This window comes from Janthinobacterium agaricidamnosum, assembly GCF_003667705.1.
GTDB lineage: Bacteria > Pseudomonadota > Gammaproteobacteria > Burkholderiales > Burkholderiaceae_D > Janthinobacterium.
On the sequence record NZ_CP033019.1, the window covers coordinates 2,178,771 to 2,197,963 of the forward strand.

General features: G+C 63.4%; 24 protein-coding genes. 1 reads left to right on the top strand and 23 read right to left on the bottom strand.

Features of this window, described 5'->3' with window-relative positions; genetic code table 11:
* Positions 1-2: 2 nt before the first annotated feature.
* Genes flgG through flgB form a run of 6 tightly spaced genes read right to left on the bottom strand, consistent with a single transcriptional unit; the run spans position 3 to position 4,260 of the window.
* A complete protein-coding gene (flgG, locus tag D9M09_RS10015) occupies positions 3-791 on the bottom strand; it encodes a flagellar basal-body rod protein FlgG (RefSeq protein ID WP_170909686.1) in 789 nt (262 codons plus the stop codon).
* 32 nt (positions 792-823) lie between these two features.
* Entirely contained in the window at positions 824-1,552 is a 729-nt protein-coding gene (locus D9M09_RS10020) for a flagellar basal body rod protein FlgF (protein ID WP_070219896.1), read from the bottom strand.
* A 26-nt stretch (positions 1,553-1,578) separates the two neighbouring features.
* Positions 1,579-2,757 (bottom strand): flagellar hook protein FlgE, encoded by a 1,179-nt coding sequence (locus D9M09_RS10025; protein WP_070310097.1) that lies wholly within the window; start codon positions 2,755-2,757, stop codon positions 1,579-1,581.
* A gap of 58 nt (positions 2,758-2,815) precedes the next feature.
* On the bottom strand, positions 2,816-3,469 hold the full coding sequence (locus tag D9M09_RS10030; protein WP_070310095.1) for a flagellar hook capping FlgD N-terminal domain-containing protein: 654 nt from the start codon (positions 3,467-3,469) through the stop codon (positions 2,816-2,818).
* Positions 3,470-3,472: 3 nt separating this feature from the next.
* Positions 3,473-3,889 (bottom strand): flagellar basal body rod protein FlgC, encoded by a 417-nt coding sequence (gene flgC, locus D9M09_RS10035; protein ID WP_034757795.1) that lies wholly within the window; start codon positions 3,887-3,889, stop codon positions 3,473-3,475.
* Positions 3,890-3,897: 8 nt separating this feature from the next.
* Complete coding sequence (gene flgB / locus D9M09_RS10040; protein ID WP_034758109.1) at positions 3,898-4,260, bottom strand: flagellar basal body rod protein FlgB; 363 nt, start codon at positions 4,258-4,260, stop codon at positions 3,898-3,900.
* Positions 4,261-4,541: 281 nt separating this feature from the next.
* Between flgB and flgA the strand changes: the two genes are divergently transcribed.
* Entirely contained in the window at positions 4,542-5,162 is a 621-nt protein-coding gene (flgA, locus tag D9M09_RS10045; protein WP_227742151.1) for a flagellar basal body P-ring formation chaperone FlgA, read from the top strand.
* Positions 5,163-5,169: 7 nt separating this feature from the next.
* Here flgA and D9M09_RS10050 read toward each other — a convergent pair whose 3' ends face one another.
* From D9M09_RS10050 to D9M09_RS10130, 17 genes are all read right to left on the bottom strand, one after another.
* Positions 5,170-5,922, bottom strand: a complete 753-nt coding sequence (locus D9M09_RS10050) for a glycoside hydrolase family 73 protein (protein WP_070219908.1) — start codon at positions 5,920-5,922, stop codon at positions 5,170-5,172.
* Entirely contained in the window at positions 5,909-6,349 is a 441-nt protein-coding gene (gene flgN / locus D9M09_RS10055; protein WP_121669187.1) for a flagellar export chaperone FlgN, read from the bottom strand. Before flgN ends, D9M09_RS10050 begins: the two co-directional genes overlap by 14 nt.
* Positions 6,346-6,636, bottom strand: a complete 291-nt coding sequence (flgM, locus tag D9M09_RS10060; protein ID WP_034757812.1) for a flagellar biosynthesis anti-sigma factor FlgM — start codon at positions 6,634-6,636, stop codon at positions 6,346-6,348. Before flgM ends, flgN begins: the two co-directional genes overlap by 4 nt.
* Before the next feature lie 16 nt (positions 6,637-6,652).
* Positions 6,653-7,714, bottom strand: a complete 1,062-nt coding sequence (locus tag D9M09_RS10065; protein WP_070219910.1) for a flagellar motor protein MotB — start codon at positions 7,712-7,714, stop codon at positions 6,653-6,655.
* Entirely contained in the window at positions 7,641-8,555 is a 915-nt protein-coding gene (motA, locus tag D9M09_RS10070) for a flagellar motor stator protein MotA (protein ID WP_034757817.1), read from the bottom strand. Before motA ends, D9M09_RS10065 begins: the two co-directional genes overlap by 74 nt.
* Before the next feature lie 56 nt (positions 8,556-8,611).
* Positions 8,612-9,355 (bottom strand): FliA/WhiG family RNA polymerase sigma factor, encoded by a 744-nt coding sequence (locus D9M09_RS10075; protein WP_046684903.1) that lies wholly within the window; start codon positions 9,353-9,355, stop codon positions 8,612-8,614.
* A gap of 33 nt (positions 9,356-9,388) precedes the next feature.
* Entirely contained in the window at positions 9,389-9,853 is a 465-nt protein-coding gene (locus tag D9M09_RS10080; RefSeq protein WP_306798497.1) for a flagellar basal body-associated FliL family protein, read from the bottom strand.
* A gap of 11 nt (positions 9,854-9,864) precedes the next feature.
* Positions 9,865-11,028, bottom strand: a complete 1,164-nt coding sequence (locus D9M09_RS10085; protein ID WP_121669188.1) for a flagellar hook-length control protein FliK — start codon at positions 11,026-11,028, stop codon at positions 9,865-9,867.
* Positions 11,025-11,303 (bottom strand): hypothetical protein, encoded by a 279-nt coding sequence (locus tag D9M09_RS10090; RefSeq protein WP_227742152.1) that lies wholly within the window; start codon positions 11,301-11,303, stop codon positions 11,025-11,027. Before D9M09_RS10090 ends, D9M09_RS10085 begins: the two co-directional genes overlap by 4 nt.
* A gap of 31 nt (positions 11,304-11,334) precedes the next feature.
* Entirely contained in the window at positions 11,335-11,724 is a 390-nt protein-coding gene (gene fliS, locus D9M09_RS10095) for a flagellar export chaperone FliS (protein WP_070219791.1), read from the bottom strand.
* A gap of 51 nt (positions 11,725-11,775) precedes the next feature.
* Positions 11,776-13,200 carry a flagellar filament capping protein FliD gene (gene fliD, locus D9M09_RS10100; RefSeq protein WP_121669189.1) on the bottom strand — a complete coding sequence of 475 codons (1,425 nt, stop codon included), beginning with the start codon at positions 13,198-13,200 and terminating at the stop codon, positions 11,776-11,778.
* An 89-nt stretch (positions 13,201-13,289) separates the two neighbouring features.
* The gene (locus tag D9M09_RS10105; RefSeq protein ID WP_070289072.1) at positions 13,290-13,727 is read right to left on the bottom strand and encodes a flagellar export protein FliJ; all 438 of its coding nucleotides are present in this window, start codon (positions 13,725-13,727) and stop codon (positions 13,290-13,292) included.
* An 8-nt stretch (positions 13,728-13,735) separates the two neighbouring features.
* The gene (gene fliI, locus D9M09_RS10110) at positions 13,736-15,046 is read right to left on the bottom strand and encodes a flagellar protein export ATPase FliI (protein ID WP_121669190.1); all 1,311 of its coding nucleotides are present in this window, start codon (positions 15,044-15,046) and stop codon (positions 13,736-13,738) included.
* A complete protein-coding gene (gene fliH, locus D9M09_RS10115; protein ID WP_070219799.1) occupies positions 15,043-15,732 on the bottom strand; it encodes a flagellar assembly protein FliH in 690 nt (229 codons plus the stop codon). The genes fliI and fliH overlap by 4 nt, the downstream gene beginning before the upstream one ends.
* Complete coding sequence (locus D9M09_RS10120; protein ID WP_070219807.1) at positions 15,729-16,769, bottom strand: flagellar motor switch protein FliG; 1,041 nt, start codon at positions 16,767-16,769, stop codon at positions 15,729-15,731. The genes fliH and D9M09_RS10120 overlap by 4 nt, the downstream gene beginning before the upstream one ends.
* On the bottom strand, positions 16,747-18,483 hold the full coding sequence (gene fliF, locus D9M09_RS10125; RefSeq protein WP_121669191.1) for a flagellar basal-body MS-ring/collar protein FliF: 1,737 nt from the start codon (positions 18,481-18,483) through the stop codon (positions 16,747-16,749). The genes D9M09_RS10120 and fliF overlap by 23 nt, the downstream gene beginning before the upstream one ends.
* Positions 18,484-18,543: 60 nt before the next feature.
* A complete protein-coding gene (locus tag D9M09_RS10130; RefSeq protein ID WP_034787870.1) occupies positions 18,544-18,882 on the bottom strand; it encodes a flagellar hook-basal body complex protein FliE in 339 nt (112 codons plus the stop codon).
* Positions 18,883-19,193: the final 311 nt, after the last annotated feature.

Sequence of the window (19,193 nt, forward strand, 5' to 3'; positions counted from 1 at the left end):
CATCAGCGTGCCGCTTGCGCCAGGTATTGCAGCATATTGTCGGCGGCCGACAGCACCTTGGTGTTCATTTCATAGGTGCGCTGGGCAGCGATCATGTCGACCATCTCTTCGACCACCTGCACGTTCGAGCCTTCCAGCGCGAACTGTTTCAGCTTGCCCAGTGCGCCTTCGCCGGGACGGCCTTCCGTCGGCGTGCCGCTCGATGCCGTTTCCTGGAACAGGTTTTCGCCCAGTGCCAGCAGGCCCGTCGGGTTGACGAAGCTGGTCAGGTTCAGCTGGCCCAGCTGGGTGCCGTTGACATTGCCCGGCACGGTGGCCGTGACCATGCCGTTTTCACCGATGGTGATCGCCGTCGCATTGTTCGGCACGGTGATCTGCGGCACCAGCGGCAAGCCCTGGGCATTGACCATCACGCCGTTTTCATTGATGCCGAGCTGGCCGGCGCGCGTGTAGGCCGCTTCGCCGTTCGGGCGCAGCACTTGCAGGAAGCCGTTGCCGGTGATGGCGACGTCGAATTCGCGGCTCGTCGTTTGCAGGCTGCCGGTGGTAAACACCTTTTGCGTGCCGACCATGTGCGTACCGTTACCCAGCTGCACGCCCGATGGCGACAGGGTATTGTCGGCGCGCTGCGTGCCCGGCTGCTGCTCGACCTGGTAAAACAGGTCTTCGAAGACGACGCGGTCGCGCTTGAAGCCAACGGTATTGACGTTGGCCAGGTTGTTCGCGATGGCTTGCAGCTTGGCGTCTTGTGCCTGCACGCCGGTCTTGCTGATCCACATTGCTGGATTCATGATTTACTCCTGGTAATTGGTTGGCGTTGGGCTCAGGCGCCCAGCAGGCGGTTGCCGGACTCGGTCATCGCGTCGCTGGCCTTGAAAATTTTCATTTGCATTTCGAAACTGCGGTTCAGGCTCATGGTGGCGACCATTTCCTCGACGGCCGACACGTTGCTGCCTTCCAGGTGACGGTCGCGCAGGCGCACCGCCGGGTCGGCCTGCAAGTCTTCGCCGCTGCGTGCCACGATCAGGCCCGCCTCGTTCTTCGTCAACTCGCCCGATTCCGCATTGACCAGCTTGAGCTTGTCGACGGTCTGCATTTGCGCCGTTCCTGGCACCTGGATGGAAATCGTGCCATCGGCGCCGATCGACAGGCTGGTGTGCTCGGGAATCGTGATCGGACCGCCTTCGCCCAGCACGGGCCGGCCGTTGATGGTCAGCGCGCCCGTTTCATCGAGGTCCATGGCGCCGGCGCGCGTGTAGGCTTCACCGTTTTGCCATTGCACAGCGAGAAAGCCGGGGCCCGTGACGGCCACGTCGAGTTCGCGTCCCGTTTCCTTGATGGCGCCCGTGCGCGTGCCGACGGCGCTCGACTGCGTCTGCGTCATGTGGCGGTCGTCGTAGCCATAGCCGTTTTGCAGCGGCTGGGCAGTGGACACTTCCAGGTTGGCGCGAAAGCCGCCCGTCTCGATATTGGCCAGGTTGTTGGCGTGTACCTGCTGTGCCCGCAGGGCACGGTCGGCCCCGCTCATGGCGGTATAAATCAGCGCATCCATTGCTTTTTACCTTTGCGTATCGTGGATTACAGCGCTTGCATCAGCGATTGCAGCATGGCGTTCTCGGTCGAGATGACCTTCGAGTTCGCCTGGTAGTTGCGCTGCGACGTCATCAGGCCCACCAGTTCGGAGGTGATGTCGACGTTCGACTGTTCCAGCGAGCTCGTCACCAGTTTGCCGGCCATGCCGACGCCCGGACGGTCATAGATGGCGGTGCCGGAGGTGGTCGAGGCGACCCAGCTGGTATCGTTGACGGCCGTCAGCCCGCCTTCGTCAGGGAAGGTGGCCAGGGCGATCACGCCGATGCTTTGCTTCTGGCCGTTCGTGTATTTGGCCACGACGGAGCCGTCGTCGGCCAGTTCCACGCCCGTGTAGGTGCCCGAGGCATAGCCGTCGGCGCGGTCGGTCGAGGTGGTCGCTTCACCGGCGAACTGGGTCGTGCCCGTGTAGTCGATGGCGATCGACAGCGCTGCGGCGCCAGGCGGCGTCGGGAACACCGGCGTGGCGGTCGTTCCGGTCACCAGCTTGCCGTTCGTGTCGAAGGTCATGCTCGTCACCGGCGTCACATCGGCGTTGTCAAAGGTGTAGTGCACGTCCACGCCCGTCGCCGTCTTGACGAAGTACTGGCCCAGCGAGTGCTTGGCGCCCAGCGAATCGTAGACGATCGAGGACTTGGCGCTGTTGTAGCTCAGTTCGTTGGTCTTGTTGAAAGGCACGGCCTTGATGGTCCATTCGGACGACATGTTGGCGGCATATGCCAGCTTGGTCGATGCCACGGCGGGAATCTGGCCCGTCGGAATGTTCATGTCGCCCATGGTGCCCAGGGTGGTGCTGCCTTTGACGGCGGCATAGCCCTGTACCAGGCGGCCGTTCGAGTCGATCAGCTTGCCATCGCTGCTGGCCGAAAAGATGCCGACCCGGCTGTAGCTCATGGTGTTTTGCGCATCGCGCGCGACGAAAAAGCCGCGGCCGTCGATGGCCGCGTCGAGCGCGCGGCCCGTGTTCAGCACGCCGCCAGTGAGCGACATGCTTTGCGTGATCGAGCCGATTTCCGTGCCCGTGGCGCGCGAACCGGCATACATGGCCGAAAAGTTGGCGCGGCTGCTCTTGAAGCCGTAGGTGCCGGCATTGGCGATATTGTTACTGGTGCTGTTCAACTGTTGGTTGATGGACTGGATACCGGACAGCGCGATGTCGAAACTCATGTTGACTTCCTTTAGTGAAGGACGAGATTAGTGTTCAGGAAACGAAGGGGCGAGCGGATCAGGCCGTCTTGCCGTTGAAGCCGGTGATCGCGCCAGGGTTGACTTCGCCCAGGTTCGACACGCTCAAAATCATGCTGCCGCCGGACGACAGGCGCACGCTGTTGAGCTTGCCCGCGATGTCGACCGATGGTTTTTCGGTGCCATTGGTGGTGACCGCCATGGTGTACGTGCCTGCAGGCAAACCCAAGGCGACGGGATCGATGGTGAACGGCACCGTGCCGGCCGACTTGGCGCCCAGTTCGATCTTGTATTCCTTGTCGTCGATGCCTTTCAGGGTCACGGTGGTCTTGGTGGTGCCGGCCGCCAGCGCGATGCTGCCGCTGACCTTGCTCTTGTCGAGCTGCACCGTTTCGCTGTTGACCATGACTTCGGAGCCTACCTGCGCGCCCAGGGCCAGCACCTGCATCGATTGCAGCACGCTGGCATTGGCGCTGGTCAGCGTCGACAGGTTTTGCATCGCTTCCGTCTGCGCCTGCTGCGTCAATTGATTGACGAACTGGCTCGGATCGGTCGGCGCCAGGGGATCCTGGTTCTTGATCTGCGCGACCAGCAACTTGGTGAACATGTCCTGGGTGGCATTGTTTTGCGATTTGACGGCATTGTTGTTGCTGCCGCTGCCATTGGTGTTGTTTGTAAAGAGATTGGTTTCCATGGATTATGCTTCACCTAATTTGAGGAGCGATTGCTGCATCGACTTGATGCGGCCCAGAACTTCGACATTGGTTTCAAACGCGCGCGAGGCCGACATCATGTCGGTCATCTCGGCTACCTGGTTGACGTTGGGGTAGAACACCATGCCGTCGGCATTGGCCATCGGGTGGCCCGGTTCATACACCTTGCGCAGCGGCTCATCGCTTTGCACCACGTCGAGCACCTGAACGCGTCCGCCGGCGCCGCTGGCGCCCGGGCCATCCATCACGGCCGCAAACACGGGTTTGCGCGCGCGGTAGGTTTCGCCTTCGGAACCGGCAACGGAATCGGCATTGGCCAGGTTGCTGGCGATGGTATTGAGGCGCACGGTCTGCGCCGCCATCGCCGAACCGGCGATCTTGGAAATATCCTGGAAGCTCATGCTGATCCTTATTGTCCGGAAATGGCCTTGGACAGACCCTTCAGTTTCATGTTGACGAAAGTGAGGCTGGTCTGGAAGTCGGTGGCATTCTGCGAGAACGCCGCCTGCTCGACGCCGATTTCGACGGTATTGCCGTCGCGGCTGGGGTGGTAGGGTACGCGGTACAGGGCACTGGCATCGTCATCGGTCGACAGCAGGCCGGCCTCGTTATCCTGCAATTGTTGCAGGGCGCTGCCGAAATCCATGTCCATGGCCTGGAAGCCGGGCGTGTTTTCATTGGCGATGTTGGCCGCCAGCACGCGTGTACGGTCGGCACGCAGTGCGAGTGCATCGGCATGCACGCCCAGCGCATCCTTGAAATTAATCCCCATGGTCATCCTTTGTGTTGAATTCGATCGTGCTTTTTGCGGTTTGGTCCAGAAAATAAGTGGTGCAGAGGTAAAATCCCAGCCAAGTCATGTTGACGCATGGTAAGGTCATGCCGCTTCAGTATCTTTGATTAAGGTTAGCAATGATTTACTTTGAGAACTATTCCGTGATGTGGAACAAGGCGCAATGTCGTCACATACTGCTGCCAAGCCTATTTTTACTGACCAGCCTATATAGTAGTGCAGGTCGCGCAGAATTGCCAGCCGACAATATATTTTCACGTGTGGAACAGCTAGCTCGCGAGCAATTGACACAGCAGGCGGCCACGGCGGGACTGCTGGAACCCCAGTTTCAGGTGACCGTCGTGAAAAGCACGCGCCCCATGCCGGCGTGCGCCGCGCCCGTTGCGCTGGAAACGGCGGACAGCCGCTCGGCGCAGCGCATGCGCTTTGTCGCAGTGTGTCCTGGAAGCAACGGATGGCGTTACGAAATGCTGGCGCGCGGCAGCATCACGGCGCAAGTGGCCGTCACCAGCGCCCCCGTCACGGCCAATACGCCGTTGCAATCGGGTGACGTGGTGCTGGCGCGGCGGGACGTGACGATGGTGCCGGACAGTATTTCTGCCTTGCCTGGCGCGATTGGCCTGTCGAGCCGGCGCAGCTTGCGTGCCGGCGAAGTGCTGCGCCAGGGACAGCTGGCCTCGCCCGTGCTGATCAAGCGGGGCAGTGCGGTCAACATCGTGGCGCGCAAGGAGCAGGTGGAAGTGAGCATGGCCGGCGAGGCGATGGATCCGGGCGCGCTTGGCGAGCTGATCCGCGTGCGCAACGCCACCAGCGGCACGGTGATACGCGCCAGGGTGGTCGATGCGGGCGTGGTGGAGCCGGCCGAACTTCCCGGCCGTTAAAGGGAACTTACTCGGCGGCGGCCGTGCGCTGCAGACGTGTCGCCAGTTGGGTTAGCTTGGCGGCATAGTTGGGGTCGGTGGCATAGCCGCCGCGCGCCAAACCCTGCGCGAAGGCGCCCGCGTCGGCGCCCGTGTTGAGGGCGGCGCGGTAGCGTGGATTGTCGAGCAGCACTTGCGCATAGTCGCGGAAGGCGCTGGCCTGGTCCGGGTAGCTGCGGAAGCGCTCGGTTTTCTTCAGCGCCGTGCCGCTGCCAGCCTCGTATTCGGTCGTCAGGTTGCTGGCCACGTCGCCCTGCCATTTGCCGCCGGCCTTGATGCCGAACAGATTATTGGTGTCCGCGCCCGTGCCCTGGCGCAGCGGACGCTGGCCCCAGCCCGATTCCAGCGCCGCGTGGGCGGCGACGATTTCCGGCGCCACGCCCAGGCGCGCGCCCGTTTCTTCCGTCCATGGCTTGATCGAGGCGAGGAATTGCTGCTGCGTTTCGCCGATCTCGCCGCCCTGGCTGATGGCGCCCAGCACATTGACGGGCTGGCTTTGCTCCAGGTAGGCGCGTCCTTGCGGGCTCAGGTTGGTGGCGTTGCCGCCGCCCTGTTCGATGAAGCGGGCCACTTCGCCCTGTACTTGCCGGAACACGCTGCCAAAGCCGCCGCTGGAGGCCGTGGATTCGGTGGCGCGCATATTGCTCTGCACGGCATGGGTCGCCGCCGTCGATGGCGTCGCCGCCGTGGCGCGGGTGGTCAGGAAATCAGCCTGGCGCATACGTATCTTCCTCGCCATGCAGCACGCGCTGCATGATGCTGTACTGCTCTGTTAATAAATCGCTGTTGCGGGCATTCAGGCGCTTGCATTCGAGCACCATCTGCTCGAGCGCGGCCCAGTCGCGCTGGGCGGTGGCACGCGCGTCTTCTTGTAACAGCGCAAACAATTGGGGCATGTCGCCTTGCGGGCCCAGCAGGGCGGTGACGAGACTGACACGCTGGCGGCGGCGTGCGTCGAGTGGCTCGACGGCGGCGACGAGCTGGTCGGCCAGCGCCGTCAGCCGGGTGCTCTGGTGGTGCAAGGTGGCCTGAAATTGCTCTTCCAATAAGGTTTGCAGCGCGGCATAGCCGGCGCGGTCATCCGTCATGCCTTGCAGCACGCGGCGCACGGCTTCCTGGCGCGTGATGCCCTTGCGCGGCGCGGTCACGATTCGCCGCCGTGGAAACGCTGGATCAGGCCCGCCAGTTTCGATGGATCGAACGGCAACTCGCCCTTGGCCAGCGCATCGCGCAGCATGGCCACTCTTTCATGGTCGATCTCGGGCATGGCGCGCAGGGCGGCCATGGCCGGCTGCAGCACGGCCGATTGCAGTTCCGCCCCGGCCGACGAGCCGCCCATGGCGCCGGCGGCGCCCGCGTTTTCGGCGATCGCCTCGGCCGGCGCGACGGCGCTGCTGCGCACGGCAGCACCGGTGTTGCCGGAGGAGATTTTCATACGTTGTCCCTTGCCCTTAATTTGCATGCTCTTCCCGATCTTTCTTTGCGGGCAGGCCCAGTTTTTCGCGCAGGCGTTGCAGGGTGCCGGAGTCCGGTTCACCCACCTGCAGCTCGTCGCCTTGCGGCTTTTGTCCGGCCATGCCGAACATGGCGGCGATGCTGTCGGCCTGGCCACGCGTCAATATTAACAGTTCGATGCGGCGGTTGATGCCGGCACTGGCATTTTTCACGTCCAGCGGCGCGCGGTCGGCCATGCCGACCACTTGCAGCACGCTGTCCGGACTCATGCTGCCGATCAGCAATTGCGCGCGCGCCGACATGGCGCGGTTGGCCGACAGGGTCCAGTTCGAGAAGCCTTCATAGCCGGTATTGGCGTATTGCATCGAGTCCGTATGGCCGACGATCAGCATCTGGTTCTCCATTTGCGCAAACACGGGCCCCATCTGGCGCAGCAGCTTGCGGAAACGGTCGGTCGGCACGGCGCTGCCGCGCACGAACATGCCTTGCTTGTCCGTATCGTGCAGCATGACGCGCAAGCCGTATGGCGTGATCACCGATTGCAGGTTGCTCTTCAGTCCCGCTTCGTCGCTGAGCTTGTCGAGCGCGCGCGACAGGGACAGCAAATCTTCCGGCGACTGGTAGCTGACCTTGGTCTGGTTTTGCGGCGCCGCGCCAGCCTTGCCGTCCTGCGTTTGCTTGCCTTCCGTGCGCGTGTCGCCCGTGCCCTTGCGGGGCATGGGGAAGCGCTCGATCAGGCTGCCGCGCGGGCCGCCTTTCTGTTCCGGCATGACGCCCTGGCCTTCGCCCTGGCGGCTGCCTGCCGACGCGTCCATCATGATTTCCTTCATCGCCTGCTGCTCGCGCGCGGCCATCAGCCACAGCACGAGGAACAGCGACAGCAGGGCCAGGCAAAAGTCGGCGAACGCTACTTTCCAGGCGCCGCCATGGCCATCGTCGTCATGCTTGCGGCCGGCACGCTTGATGATGGCCTGTTCATGTTTCTCATGCGGCTTTAGCACGGCGGCCTCCCCGGCCTTGGCCTTGCTCTTGTTCGGCGCCGCCATCTTCCAGCGCATTGATCCAGCTTTCCAGCTGTGCGAAGCTCGGTTTGATGTTCAGCTGCACCAGGCGGCGGCCCGCATCGATGGCCAGCAGGGGCGGCTTGCCCGCCACGTGCGTGACCAGCACGACCTTCACGCATTCCATGGTCGAGCCTTCCTCGCCCACCAGCTGTTTCATCATGTTGCACATCGGATCGAGCACGCCGTAGCAAAAGAAGATGCCGATGAAGGTACCGACCATGGCAGCGCCCACTTTTTCCGAAATTTCCGCCGCATCCGCGCCGTCGGCCACGGAATTCATGGCCATCACGATGCCGAGCACGGCGGCCAGAATACCGAAGCCGGGCATGGCTTCGGCGATCTTGTGCAGGGACTTCGACGGCTGCAGCAATTCGTCGTGGATGGCTTCGAGTTCCTGCTCCAGCACGCCTTCGAGTTCATGCGCGTTGATCTTGCCCATCGCCATCAAACGGAAGTTGTCGACGATAAAGGCCAGCAGCTTCGGCTCTTCCAGCACCAGCGGATAGCGCTGGAACAGGGCGCTTTCGCGCGGCGCCTCGACGTGGGCGTCCAGCGCCTTCAGGCCGCCGGCGGCCGTTTGCAGCAGTTCATACATCAGCAGCAGCAACTGGCGCTGGAATTCCGAGCCTTGCTTCTTGTGCGTGACGATCTTGCGCATCTGGTGCAGCATTTCACCGAGTACATGCTTCGGGTTGCCCAGCACCAGGGCGCCGACGGCGGCGCCGATGATGATGATCAACTCGACCGGTTGCCAGATCGCGTGGACGGTGCCGCCCATCAGGGCGAAGCCTCCGAATACACACCCCATCACGATTAAGATACCGATAATTACCATGTCAACTGCCTTTCTGCGTCATTGTGCTGCGTCAATTTGATGGATAGTGCTGAAACTTATGCGTCTTGCAGCATGGCTTTCATCTTGCCCAGCGCCGTCTTGTTGAGCTGGCAGACGCGGGCGTCGCTCAGGTCCAGTACGGCGGCTATTTCCTTGTAGCTCAGTTCGAATTCGTAATACATCTGGATCACGCGCTGCTCGCGTTCGTCGAGCGCGCGCAGCGCCTGCTCCAGGCTGCGCCGCACCATCAATTGCTCTTCCGGGCTCGGTGCGCTGTCGGCCTGTCCCAGGCTTTCCTGCAGCACTTCATCGAAACTGGCGATCAGCTCGGCGTTTTCCGCCAACTGGTATTCCTGGAAAGCTTCCGGCGTCAGCTTCAGCGCGGCCATGATTTCCGCGTCCAGCGGCTCGCGTCCGAGGCGGCGGGTCAGGGCGCGCACGCTGTCGCGCAGACGGTGGCTTTCCTGGCGCACGGCGCGCGGGCGCCAGTCCTGGCGTCGCAGTTCATCGAGGATGGCGCCACGGATGCGCAGGCTGGCATAGCTGCCGAAAGACTGGTCCGGCACGCCGTAGCGGCGCAAGGCTTCGAGCAGGCCCATCAGGCCGATCTGTTCCATGTCGTCGCGGTCGATGGCGCCCGACACCTGCGAATTGAGCTGGCGCACGATGCGTTTCACCAAAGGGGAGTACGCCACCAGATGTTGTTGCTCTTCAGCAACGCTGAGCACGGCCGCGCAAGCGCTGGCGGCGGCATATTCGCCGGCGCCATACGCTTCCTGGTATTGCTCTACATAGGCCAAGGGATCTCCCACTAGGTCGGCTGGCGTGTTGGCTTATTCAATGATCAGCTTGCCGACCATGACTTCGGTGAACGGTTTTTCCATCTGTTCACGCTCGTAGCTGACATTGAAGGCTTTGTTGATCTGCTCGGCATATTGTTCCACGGTCATGGTCTGCGCCTTGTCCAGCGGAAAACTCGACAGGGTGCTGACGGCGATCGAGCGCATCAGCGGCAAGTGATCCTTGGTCAGCTTTTCCTTTTCCTCGGTGGTGGCGATCACCAGGTCGGCCGACAGGTAATGCGTTTCGCCTTCGCCGGGGCCGCGGCGCAACATCACGATGACTTTGTCCAGCGTGAGGAACTTGCGCGCCTTCTTGCCCGTGGCGGGCGGTGGCGGGGCTTTCGCTTCGGCGACATCGGCATGGCCGGCGACCGGCTTGGCCAAATACCAGATGGCGCCGCCAGCGGCGCCGGCGGCCAGCACGGCCACGCCGACAAAGCCGGCTATCAGTTTCATTTTCATATTCATCAGGCGGTCTCTCGCTCGTGGCTGGCGTATGTGGTAGCGGCGGTGCTGCCGTCGGACAGGGCGCGTCCCGGCTCGGCGTCGTCCTGCTGGCGGCCCGGCTGACGCTGGCCGCGCGCATCGCCTTCGGCGAACGCCTGGGCAGCGGGGCTGCGCGGGGTGGCGCTGATATTGACGGCCACGTCGGTGTACTGGCGCTGCGCCAGGTCGCTGCGCATGTTCTCGCCGATGCCTTGCAACTGGCGCAACACTTCCGAATTCGACGCCGTGACGTTCACCTGCAGCGCGCCGGCCGTATGGCGGATGGAAATTTCAATGCGTCCCAGCATGGGCGGCTCGAGGCGGATCGTTGCGTGTTCGCTGTTGCGGCCGATCTGCGTCTGCAGGCGTTCGCCCAGCGCTTCGCGCAGCGGTTCCTGCCATTGCTGGGCTGGGCCGTTGAGCTTGATGGTGTCGCCGGCCGGGGCCGCTGTGGCCGTATTGCCGACCGTGCCCGTCAGGCCCAGGTTGGGCGTGGCCGGTGCCGGCGTCGCGGCGCCACGTTCGCCTTCGCGCGCGGCAACGGCAGGCGCGGCGACGGCGGTTGCCGGAGCGCTTTGCTGCAGCAGCGATTCGAACGGCTGTGCCGGCGAGCCGCCCTTGGCGGCCGTCGCCGGGTTGGCGGCGGCCAGCGGCTCGCGCGTGTCGCGGCCTGGCGCTGGCGCCGTTGCCGGTGCGTTCAGGGTGACCGCCGACGGATGCAGGCTGATGTTGAGTGCCGGATTGGCTTGCGCCGCATTCGCCTGCACCTGTGTCTGCGCTTGTGTCTGAACTTGCGCCTGGGCGGCGGCACGCGTCTCGGCTGCGGCCGCGTCCGTTGGCGGCAGCATGCTCACCGGCAAGCCGATAACGGGGGCGGCCATGGCCGGCAGGCTGCTGTCGGCCTGGCTGTCGCTGTCGCTCTCCTTCGCGGGAGCGGGCGTGTCGGTGTCGGCCGTTTCCACGCCCGTCACGTCAAGCACCTGCGCAAACAGGGGCAGGGCGGAGGGCACGGTGCCAGTAGCGGCATAGCCTGGTGTGCCGGGCAAGGCGGCGGCCTGTGACGGCGCTGCCGCCGGTGCTGGTGCAGCTGCCGCAGGGGTCGCCGGTGCCGGAGCGGCCGGCGCCGTGTTGAAGTTCATGATCATGCTTGATTCCCGTCCGAGTCGTATTCGCCGAGCGCGGCGTAGGCGACCCAACCTTCCTTATTTGCCTGTAATGCACCCAGGTGTTGACCCAGGCGTTCTTTTTCCTCAGAGCAAATTTTAACCGCTTGCGCGTGATTTTTGCGCAATTGCAACAATTCTGTTTGTTCCAGCGCACTCCATGCGCCCCGTTCGGCCAGCAAGGGGATGTTTTTCGCCAGGCTGGCGGACAGTTTTCCCATGGCTTCCCAATCCGCTTGCGCGATGGCGGCGCTCAATTGCCGGTTCAGCTGTTGCAGGATGCCGCGCCTAGGCATTGTTGGCCTGGACGCCCACCCAGCCGCGCTTGATGGTGGTCATCAGGGTAGTCACTTCGTCGATCAGGGTCGGGTCGAGCTTGATGCCGGCCGTGTACAGGCGCGCCACGCAATAGTCGTACAGGCGGGCCAGGTTGACGACCACTTCGCCGCCATTGTCGAAATCGAGCGAGCTCGACAGACCGTTGATGATTTGCGTGCATTTATCCAGGCTGATGGCCTTTTGCTCGTAGCGCTTGCCTACGATATGCCCGCGCGCGCGCGCCAGTTCTTCCAGCAGGCCGTCCGTCAGCACCAGTACCAGCTCGACCGGTGTGGCGCGGGCGGTCTGGGCATCCAGGTTGACGGCATGGTAGTTGCCGTAAGCTTCATTGTTTAACATGTCTTATTTCTCACTGTCTAAACTTGCGGCGGCGCGGCAGGCACGCTCGCCTTAGGATTTGTCGTTGCCAAACATGGCGTCGAACATGTCGACCGTCTTGTACATCTGTTCCTGCATGACTTGCAGGCGCGTATATTGATCCAGGAAACGCTTGTAGGCCGTGTTGTACTGGCTCGTCAGCAGGTCGGTGCTTTTGCTCAGCGACTTCTGCAAGCTGGTATTCGCATCGAGACGCTGCACCAGCTGGCCCTTGGTGATATTGCTCCATTGGCCCAACGCCTTGTCCAGGCCGCCTAACACGCCCGATGGGGCCGACAGGCTGTTGTTGCCAAACAACTTGTCCAGGTCGCCAGGGTTCGATGCCAGCTTGGCGGTCAGCTTGGCCGTATTCAGGCTCAGCGTGCCGTCGCGGTTGGCGGTCACGCCGTAGGAGACCAGCGAGACGCCGCCGACGCTCTGGCGCAGCAGATTGTTCAAATTGCTGCGCAGGGCGTTCAGGCCGGAATCGTGGGCAAAGATGCCGGCCGCGACGTTCTTGTCCGGGTCGCCGGAACTGGCCAGGCCGTCCAGCACGCTTTTCAGCTTGTTGTAGGCATCGACGAATGCCTGCACATTGGTTGCCGTGCCGCCGCTGTCGGTTGCCACCGTGACCGTCACGGGCGCGTCGCCCGTGTTCATGGCCTTGGTGAAGGTCATTTTCACGCCCGTCACGTTGGTAAAGGTATTCGACGCCTGCGTGATTTGCGTGCCGGTGTCCTTTGCGCCCAGCCAGACGATGGCGTCCTGCGCCTTGACGACTTCCTTGATGTTGGTGGCCGCGTCCGTCACCAGGGCCTTGGTCAGCGCGGTATTCGTCACGCTCGACGCGTCCAGCGTGACGGCGTTTTCCTTGCCAGTCAGGTTCGATGTCAATACCAGCTGCGCCTGGTTGCCGATGGTGACGATGGAAGCCGTCACGCGCGAATTGTTCTTGCTGTTGCCATTGATGGCGGCGGCGATTTCCTGCGGCGTCAGGTTGCCGTCGGCATCCTTGTCAGCGGCGCTCAGGTCGATGTCAAAGCTGTTGTCTGCGGTGACGGGGGCCAGCGGATCGCCGATCCGCACGGCCAGCGTGCCGCTGCCGGCGGCGGGGCTGCTGGCGAGGCCGCTGTACGAAGTCTGGCTGGCTGTGGCCAGTTGCTGTACGAAAAAGGAATAGCTGCCGGCAACTGCCGTGGCATCGGCCGTGCCGCTGCCATAGGCGGTATTGCTGAAGGTGGCGGACTGGCTCAGCAGCGACTTGCTGCTGCTCATGGTCGTCATCGTACTTTGGAAGGCGCTCATGGCCAGCTTCAGGTTGTTCAGCGCCGCGGCCGTGGTGTTGGCCAGTGCGGTTTGCTTAGTCAATTTGTCCTGCTGCGCCGCGACCGACTTGGTAGCCAGGTTTTTTGCAGTGACGAGCGGATCGTATTGCGGTGCAGTAATTACGTTTGCCATGCCAGACTCCTGAATAAAGGGATATACCGGTACAAGGCGACCCCCATTCCCGTTTTGTGAAGTTTTCCTGAAAGAAACTTACACCAACCTCATTTTACCTGTCCGCGGAACCAGAATTGCGTCGCCAGCTCGTCTTGCCGCTTGGCATCGACACGTTGTTGCTCATTTGCAACATGTTTTTGTTTTTGCGTCAGCACCTGGTCCAATACTTCGCGCTTGGCCCAGGCCGTATTGAGCGCGCGTTGCGAGACGGCCATGTTGGCCTCGTGCAAATGCAGGTCGGTACGGTGCTGGTCGGCCATCTGCATGACGGCTTGCTTGAAGTTGCCGCAATTGACGGACAGGGCCAGGGGCAGGGCGCCGCTGGGGCCGCTATCCGTGTACAGACCCGTCAGGCGCTCCAGGTTTTTCTGGTAGCGCTCGCGCACGGCCGTCTGCGCCGCCATTTCGCCTTGCAGGCGTTCGACTTCGGTGCTGCGCAGGCCGACCAGGGTGGTCAGGTTGCGGATAGTATGCGCGTCGCTCACGTATGCTCCTAGGCCATGATCTGTTCAAGTTGTTCGATGCACTGCCCCATCGGCGCCTCTTCCTTGGTGCCCTGGCACAGGAAGGCTTCGATGGGCGCGTGCAACTGCACGGCGCGGTCGGTGATCGGGTCGGCGCCGGGCACGTAGGCGCCCAGCGGGATCAGGTCGCGCACGCGCGCATGGCGCGCCATCGACGCTTTCAGCGCGCGCGCCGCCTGCATGTGGGGGGGCGTGATCACCTGCGCCATGCAGCGGCTGATCGAGGCGGCGATATCGATGGCGGGGTAGTGGCCCCGCTCGGCCAGTTCGCGCGTGAGCACGATGTGGCCGTCGAGAATTGCGCGCGCCGTATCGACCACGGGGTCCTGCTGGTCGTCGCCTTCGGCCAGCACCGTGTAGATGGCGCTCATGCTGCCTTCCGGGTGGGCGCCGTTGCCGGCGCTTTCCACCAGTTGCGGCAGGTTCGAAAACACGGACGGCGGGTAGCCGCGCGTGGCCGGCGGCTCGCCCAGGGCCAGCGCCACTTCGCGCAAGGCCATCGCATAGCGCGTGAGCGAGTCGACCAGCAGCAGCACGTGCTTGCCCTGGTCGCGGTAATGGGCGGCGATCGAATGGCACAGTTCGGTGGCCATGATGCGCATCAAGGGCGATTCGTCGGCCGGCGCGATCACCAGCACGGCCTTTTTCAAGCCTTCGGCGCCCAGCGATTTTTCCACGAATTCGCGCACTTCGCGGCCCCGCTCGCCGATCAGGCCGACGACGACGACATCGGCCACGGTCTGGCGCGTGATCAGGCCCAGCAGCACGCTCTTGCCCACGCCGGAGCCGGCCATCAGGCCCACGCGCTGGCCCTTGCCCAGGGTCAGCATGCTGTTAATCGCCCGCACGCCCACGTCCAGCGGTTCGACCACCGGTTGTTTCTTCAGGGGATTGATCTTCGGCGGCGTCACTTCCAGGATGTGTTCGCCGCCGAGGCGGCCCAGGTCGTCGATCGGCTCGCCCAGGCCATTGACCATGCGGCCCAGCCACGACGGGCCGATCTGCAGGCTGGCCTTGTCGGGCAGGGGCAGGACTCTGGCGCCCGTGGTAAGGCCCGTCGCCTTCTTGAACGGCATTAAATACGACAGTTTTTCGCGGAAGCCGACGACTTGCGCATCGAGCCATTCGCCATTGACTGTTTCAATTTGACAACGCTGGCCCGTGTGCAGGCGGCAGCCGGCGCTTTCCAGCAGCAGGCCGGAGGCGCCGACCAGGCGGCCGGTGGGTGTCGCGACCGGGATGTCGCCGATCTCGAAGCTGCGCAGCGTGTCGGCGATCATGCAGGCGCGCCGTGGTCTGCGTGTTCGGCGGCCAGCGCCAGGTGGCTGCTGACCTGCTCCATGCAGGCCGACAGGCGCTGATGGCAGCCCGCATCGACTTCATTGTCGCCGGCCTTGATGCGGCATTCGCCCGCGTCGAGGCGCGCGTCGGCGATCAGGTTCCAGCGCTTGGCGCGCTTCGGATCGAGTTCGCTGATGCGTTTGAGTTCTTCCGGATTGAGGAAGACGTCGATTTCCTCGCGCGTGGGCGGCATCGAGGCCAGGGTCTCGTCGACCAGGGCCAGCAATTGCACCGGCTGCAGCGCCAGTTCCGCGCGGATCACCTGGCGCGCCACCTTGGCCACCAAGTCGACCACTTCCTTGCGCTGCGCTTCGCGGTAATCGGCGCGCACTTTCTTCAGGTCGCGCAAGATGGCGTCGACGGGGCGGGCCAGGCGGTCCAGCGCCACCAGCGTTTCATTGCGGCCTTCTTCGCGGCCCTGCGCCATGCCGTCGCTGCGCCCGGCGTCGTAGCCATCCTGCTGGCCTTGCACCAGGCCCACTTCGTAGCCGTCGCGCTGGCCCTGCTCGAAACCTTCCGAGACGGACGCCTGCCACTGGCCATCCGTGTCCTCGTTGGAGGCACGCTGGCCGGCGGCGATGAATTGCGACAGCGGCGGGAAACGATACGAGCGGAAGTGTTTCATTCGATCACCGCTTCGGCAAACAGTTGCACTTCGATCTCGCCCGCATCGGCGAGGCCTTTGACGGTGGCCATGATTTCCTGGCGCGTCTGTTCGATGCGCGACAGGGGCACGGGGCCGGAGCGGCGCATCATGTCTTCGAAACTCTGCGCCTGGCGGCGCGGCATGGTTTTCAGCACGGCGTCGCGGATCGACGGTTCCGCGCCCTTCAGTGCAATCGCCCACTGTTCCATCGGCACGTCTTCCAGGATGCGCGTGAGCGTGACATCGCTCTGCGTGGCCAGGATCAGGAAGTCGTACATGCTCAGTTCGATTTCCGACACGACGTCCGGGTCGTGCGCACGCAGCAGTTCGACCAGCGCGGCGCGGTTGCCCGGCATGCGGTTGAGAATCTCGGCCGCCTGGCGGATGCCCTCGACGCTGGTGCTTTGCGTGTCGAGCGCGCCCAGGCAGCGGCCCACCAGTTCGTCGAGCTCGACCAGCAGGTCGCGGTCGATCTCGTCCAGGCGCGCCAGGTTCAGCAAGACCAGGTCGCGGCCTTCGGCGGGCAGGGCGTCGAGGATCTGGCCGGCCAGCGCGGGCGGCAGGAAGGCCAGGAACACGGCTTGCATCTGCACGTGCTCGTTGACGATGTATTCGGCCAGCCATTTTGGCGAGGCCCATTGCAGGCGCGCCATTTTGGGGCGGATGGCGTCGCCGTAAATGTTGTTGAGCACGCTATTTGCGATATCGCTGCCCAGCGCCATGTCCAGCGAGCGCTTCAGGTAGCTGCGCGAGGCGCCGTGCACGCCGCTTTGCTGGCGGTAGTCGTCGAAGAAGGTCTGCATGGCCGTTTTCACGGATTCGACCTTGATGCCGCTCATGCGCGACATCACTTGCGTGACTTCCAGCAATTCTTCGCGCGACAGGCAGCGCAGCACGTTGGCGGCCTGTTCTTCGCCGATGCTCAGCAGCACGATGGCGGCCTGTTCCACTGGGTTCAGGCTGGCGCTTTCGTATTCGGCGCCGTCGGAGGGATTATTGTTGTTGAGTTCGGCCATTTTTCTGCATCCATTGTTTGACGACTTCGGCGACACGCTCGGGTTCTTTTTCCGCCAGCACTTTCAGGTGGTCGACCATCACGTCGACCGCCGAGCCTGGTGGCGGCAAGTCATAATTTTCCAGCAGCGGCACGACCGGCATGGCGTTGCCGGCGGCGGCTTCGCCCTCGAGCGCCAGCGGGCTGCCATTCACGCCCAAGGCCGGCGCGCCGGCGGCGGTCACGCCATTGGCGCCGGCGGCGGCGTTGCTGCCGCCCAGCGCCAGGGCCGGATCGAGCTGTTTCAGTGCCGGCGGCGCCAGGCGCGTGGTCAGCAGGCGCAGCAGCGGACGCAGGATCAGGAAGTAGCCGAGCACGGCGCCCAGGGCGTACAGCAGCCAGCTGCTGAAATCGACGACGGTGTCGCGCTCTTCCCACCACTGCGCCACGGGCGGCTTGGCAGGGAAGGGCAGCGCCGTCAGGCTCAGGCTGTCGCCGCGCTGGGCGTTGATGCCCAGGCCGCTGTTGAGCATTTTTTCGATATTGCCCAGTTCGGCTGGTGTCCAGCCCGTTTTCGGGTTCGGTGCGGCGGCGCTGTTGAGGACGACGGCGACGCTGAGTTTTTCCAGGCGGCCACGGCTGCGCTTGATCTGCGTGATGCTGCGGTCATACGCGTACTGGCGCGTGGTGGCGTTCTTGCGGGCCGTGCCGTCGTCGGACGGCTTCGGCGCGCCATCGGCGGGCGCGGCGCCGGCGGCGTCGGCCGGTGCCGGCACGGCGGCCGCTGGCGGACGGTTCGACAGGCTGCCGGGAATGCCGGCCACGGTGCGGTTGCGTTCCTGCTCTTCGCGCATCGCTTCGCTCGTCACTTTCGGCGCTTCGCCGTATTTTTCCAGCGTTTCGTCCACGCGGTCGTTGTTCACGGCGGCCGTCACGCTGAGCTTGAAGTTGTCTTCGCCGATGACGGGACCGAGCAAGCCCGTGACGTTGCGGCGGATTTCATCCTGAAAGCGTTTCGCGCCTTCATTGCCGGCGGCCGACGCATCGAAACCGTCCGTCAGGTCGACGTGCGAGGACAGCAGGTTGCCGCCCTGGTCGACCAGGCTCACGCGCGTGGGCGCCAGGCTGGCGACGCTGCCGGCCACCATGTTGATGACGGCGGCGATCTGTTCCGGCGCCAGGGTGCGGCCCGGTTTCAGCGCCACGACGATGGAAGCCGACGATTTGTCGCCGTCGCTGGCGACGAACGACGTCGACTTGGCAATCGACAGATGGACGCGCGCCGAAGCGATCGCGTCCATCGTCATGATGCTTTGCGCGAGTTCGCCTTCCAGGCCTCGGCGGAAGCGCACGTCCTGCACGAATTGCGATACGCCCAGCGGGTCATTCTTGTCCATCAGTTCCAGGCCGGCCGGCAGCTGCGCCGTCACGCCCTTCGAGGCGAGCAGCATGCGTACCTTGCCCAGCATGGCGTCGGGCACCAGCACCTGGCCGCTGTCCGGATGCAAACGGTAGGGGATGTGCTCGGCGTCCAGGGTGGCCATCATGTCCGTCACGGCCACTTTTTCGCGCGCGCCAAACACCGGCTTGTAGTTGGCCTGGTCGCGCCAGGCATACATGGTCACCATGGCGGTGATGCCGATGGCCAGCACGACGATGGGAACCAGGTTTTTCAGCAGGGCGGGTGGGATGGCGGGCTGGGCGCCAGGGCGCCAGCGCGCAAATGCGGACTTCATGGTGGTAATCACTTGGGGTAACTTTCGCTGGGAGGCTGGGCGTGGATCAGGACGTGAAGATTACAGAGGCAGTTTGATGAGTTCGTCGACCGCGCCCATGACCTTGTTGCGCACTTGCATCAACATGGAAAAGGACAGGCTCGCTTCCTGGCTGGCCAGCATGGCGCCGACCATGTCGTCGCTCTTGCCGCTGTCGACGTCGCTCATTTTTTGTGCAGCCATGCGGTCATCGCCGTTGACCTTGCCGATGGCGTCTTTCATGCTTTGCGCAAACGAGAAGCCGGATTGTTCCGGTGCGCCGAACTGGGCGGCCGGCGCGATGCTGGCGCCCAGGGCGCGCGCGTCATTGCTCAGTGCTGCCAGATCGGCCTTGATCAGACCTGCGAGTTCGTTGCTCATCTTGCCCTCTACTTTCAATATGCGGTGACGTATCAATCAGAAATTACTGGTGTTGCCATTCCGGCAGGCATTCCATCCAATGCCATCTTGCCCGGCCCAATTGACAGGGCCCATCAGTTTTATCAGTTGCCACACCATCCGCTCAAGCAGATTCAACAAACCCGGCAGAACCGCGCCGAATGATTTACATGGCCATGATAACTAATAATTATCTGATAAAAGTTTCTTCTGGTGGCAATAAGAGGGGCTGGAAACTGCCATAAAAACCGGAATCAGGTAAGCGGAATGGCGCACTGCAAATCACTTTTTTC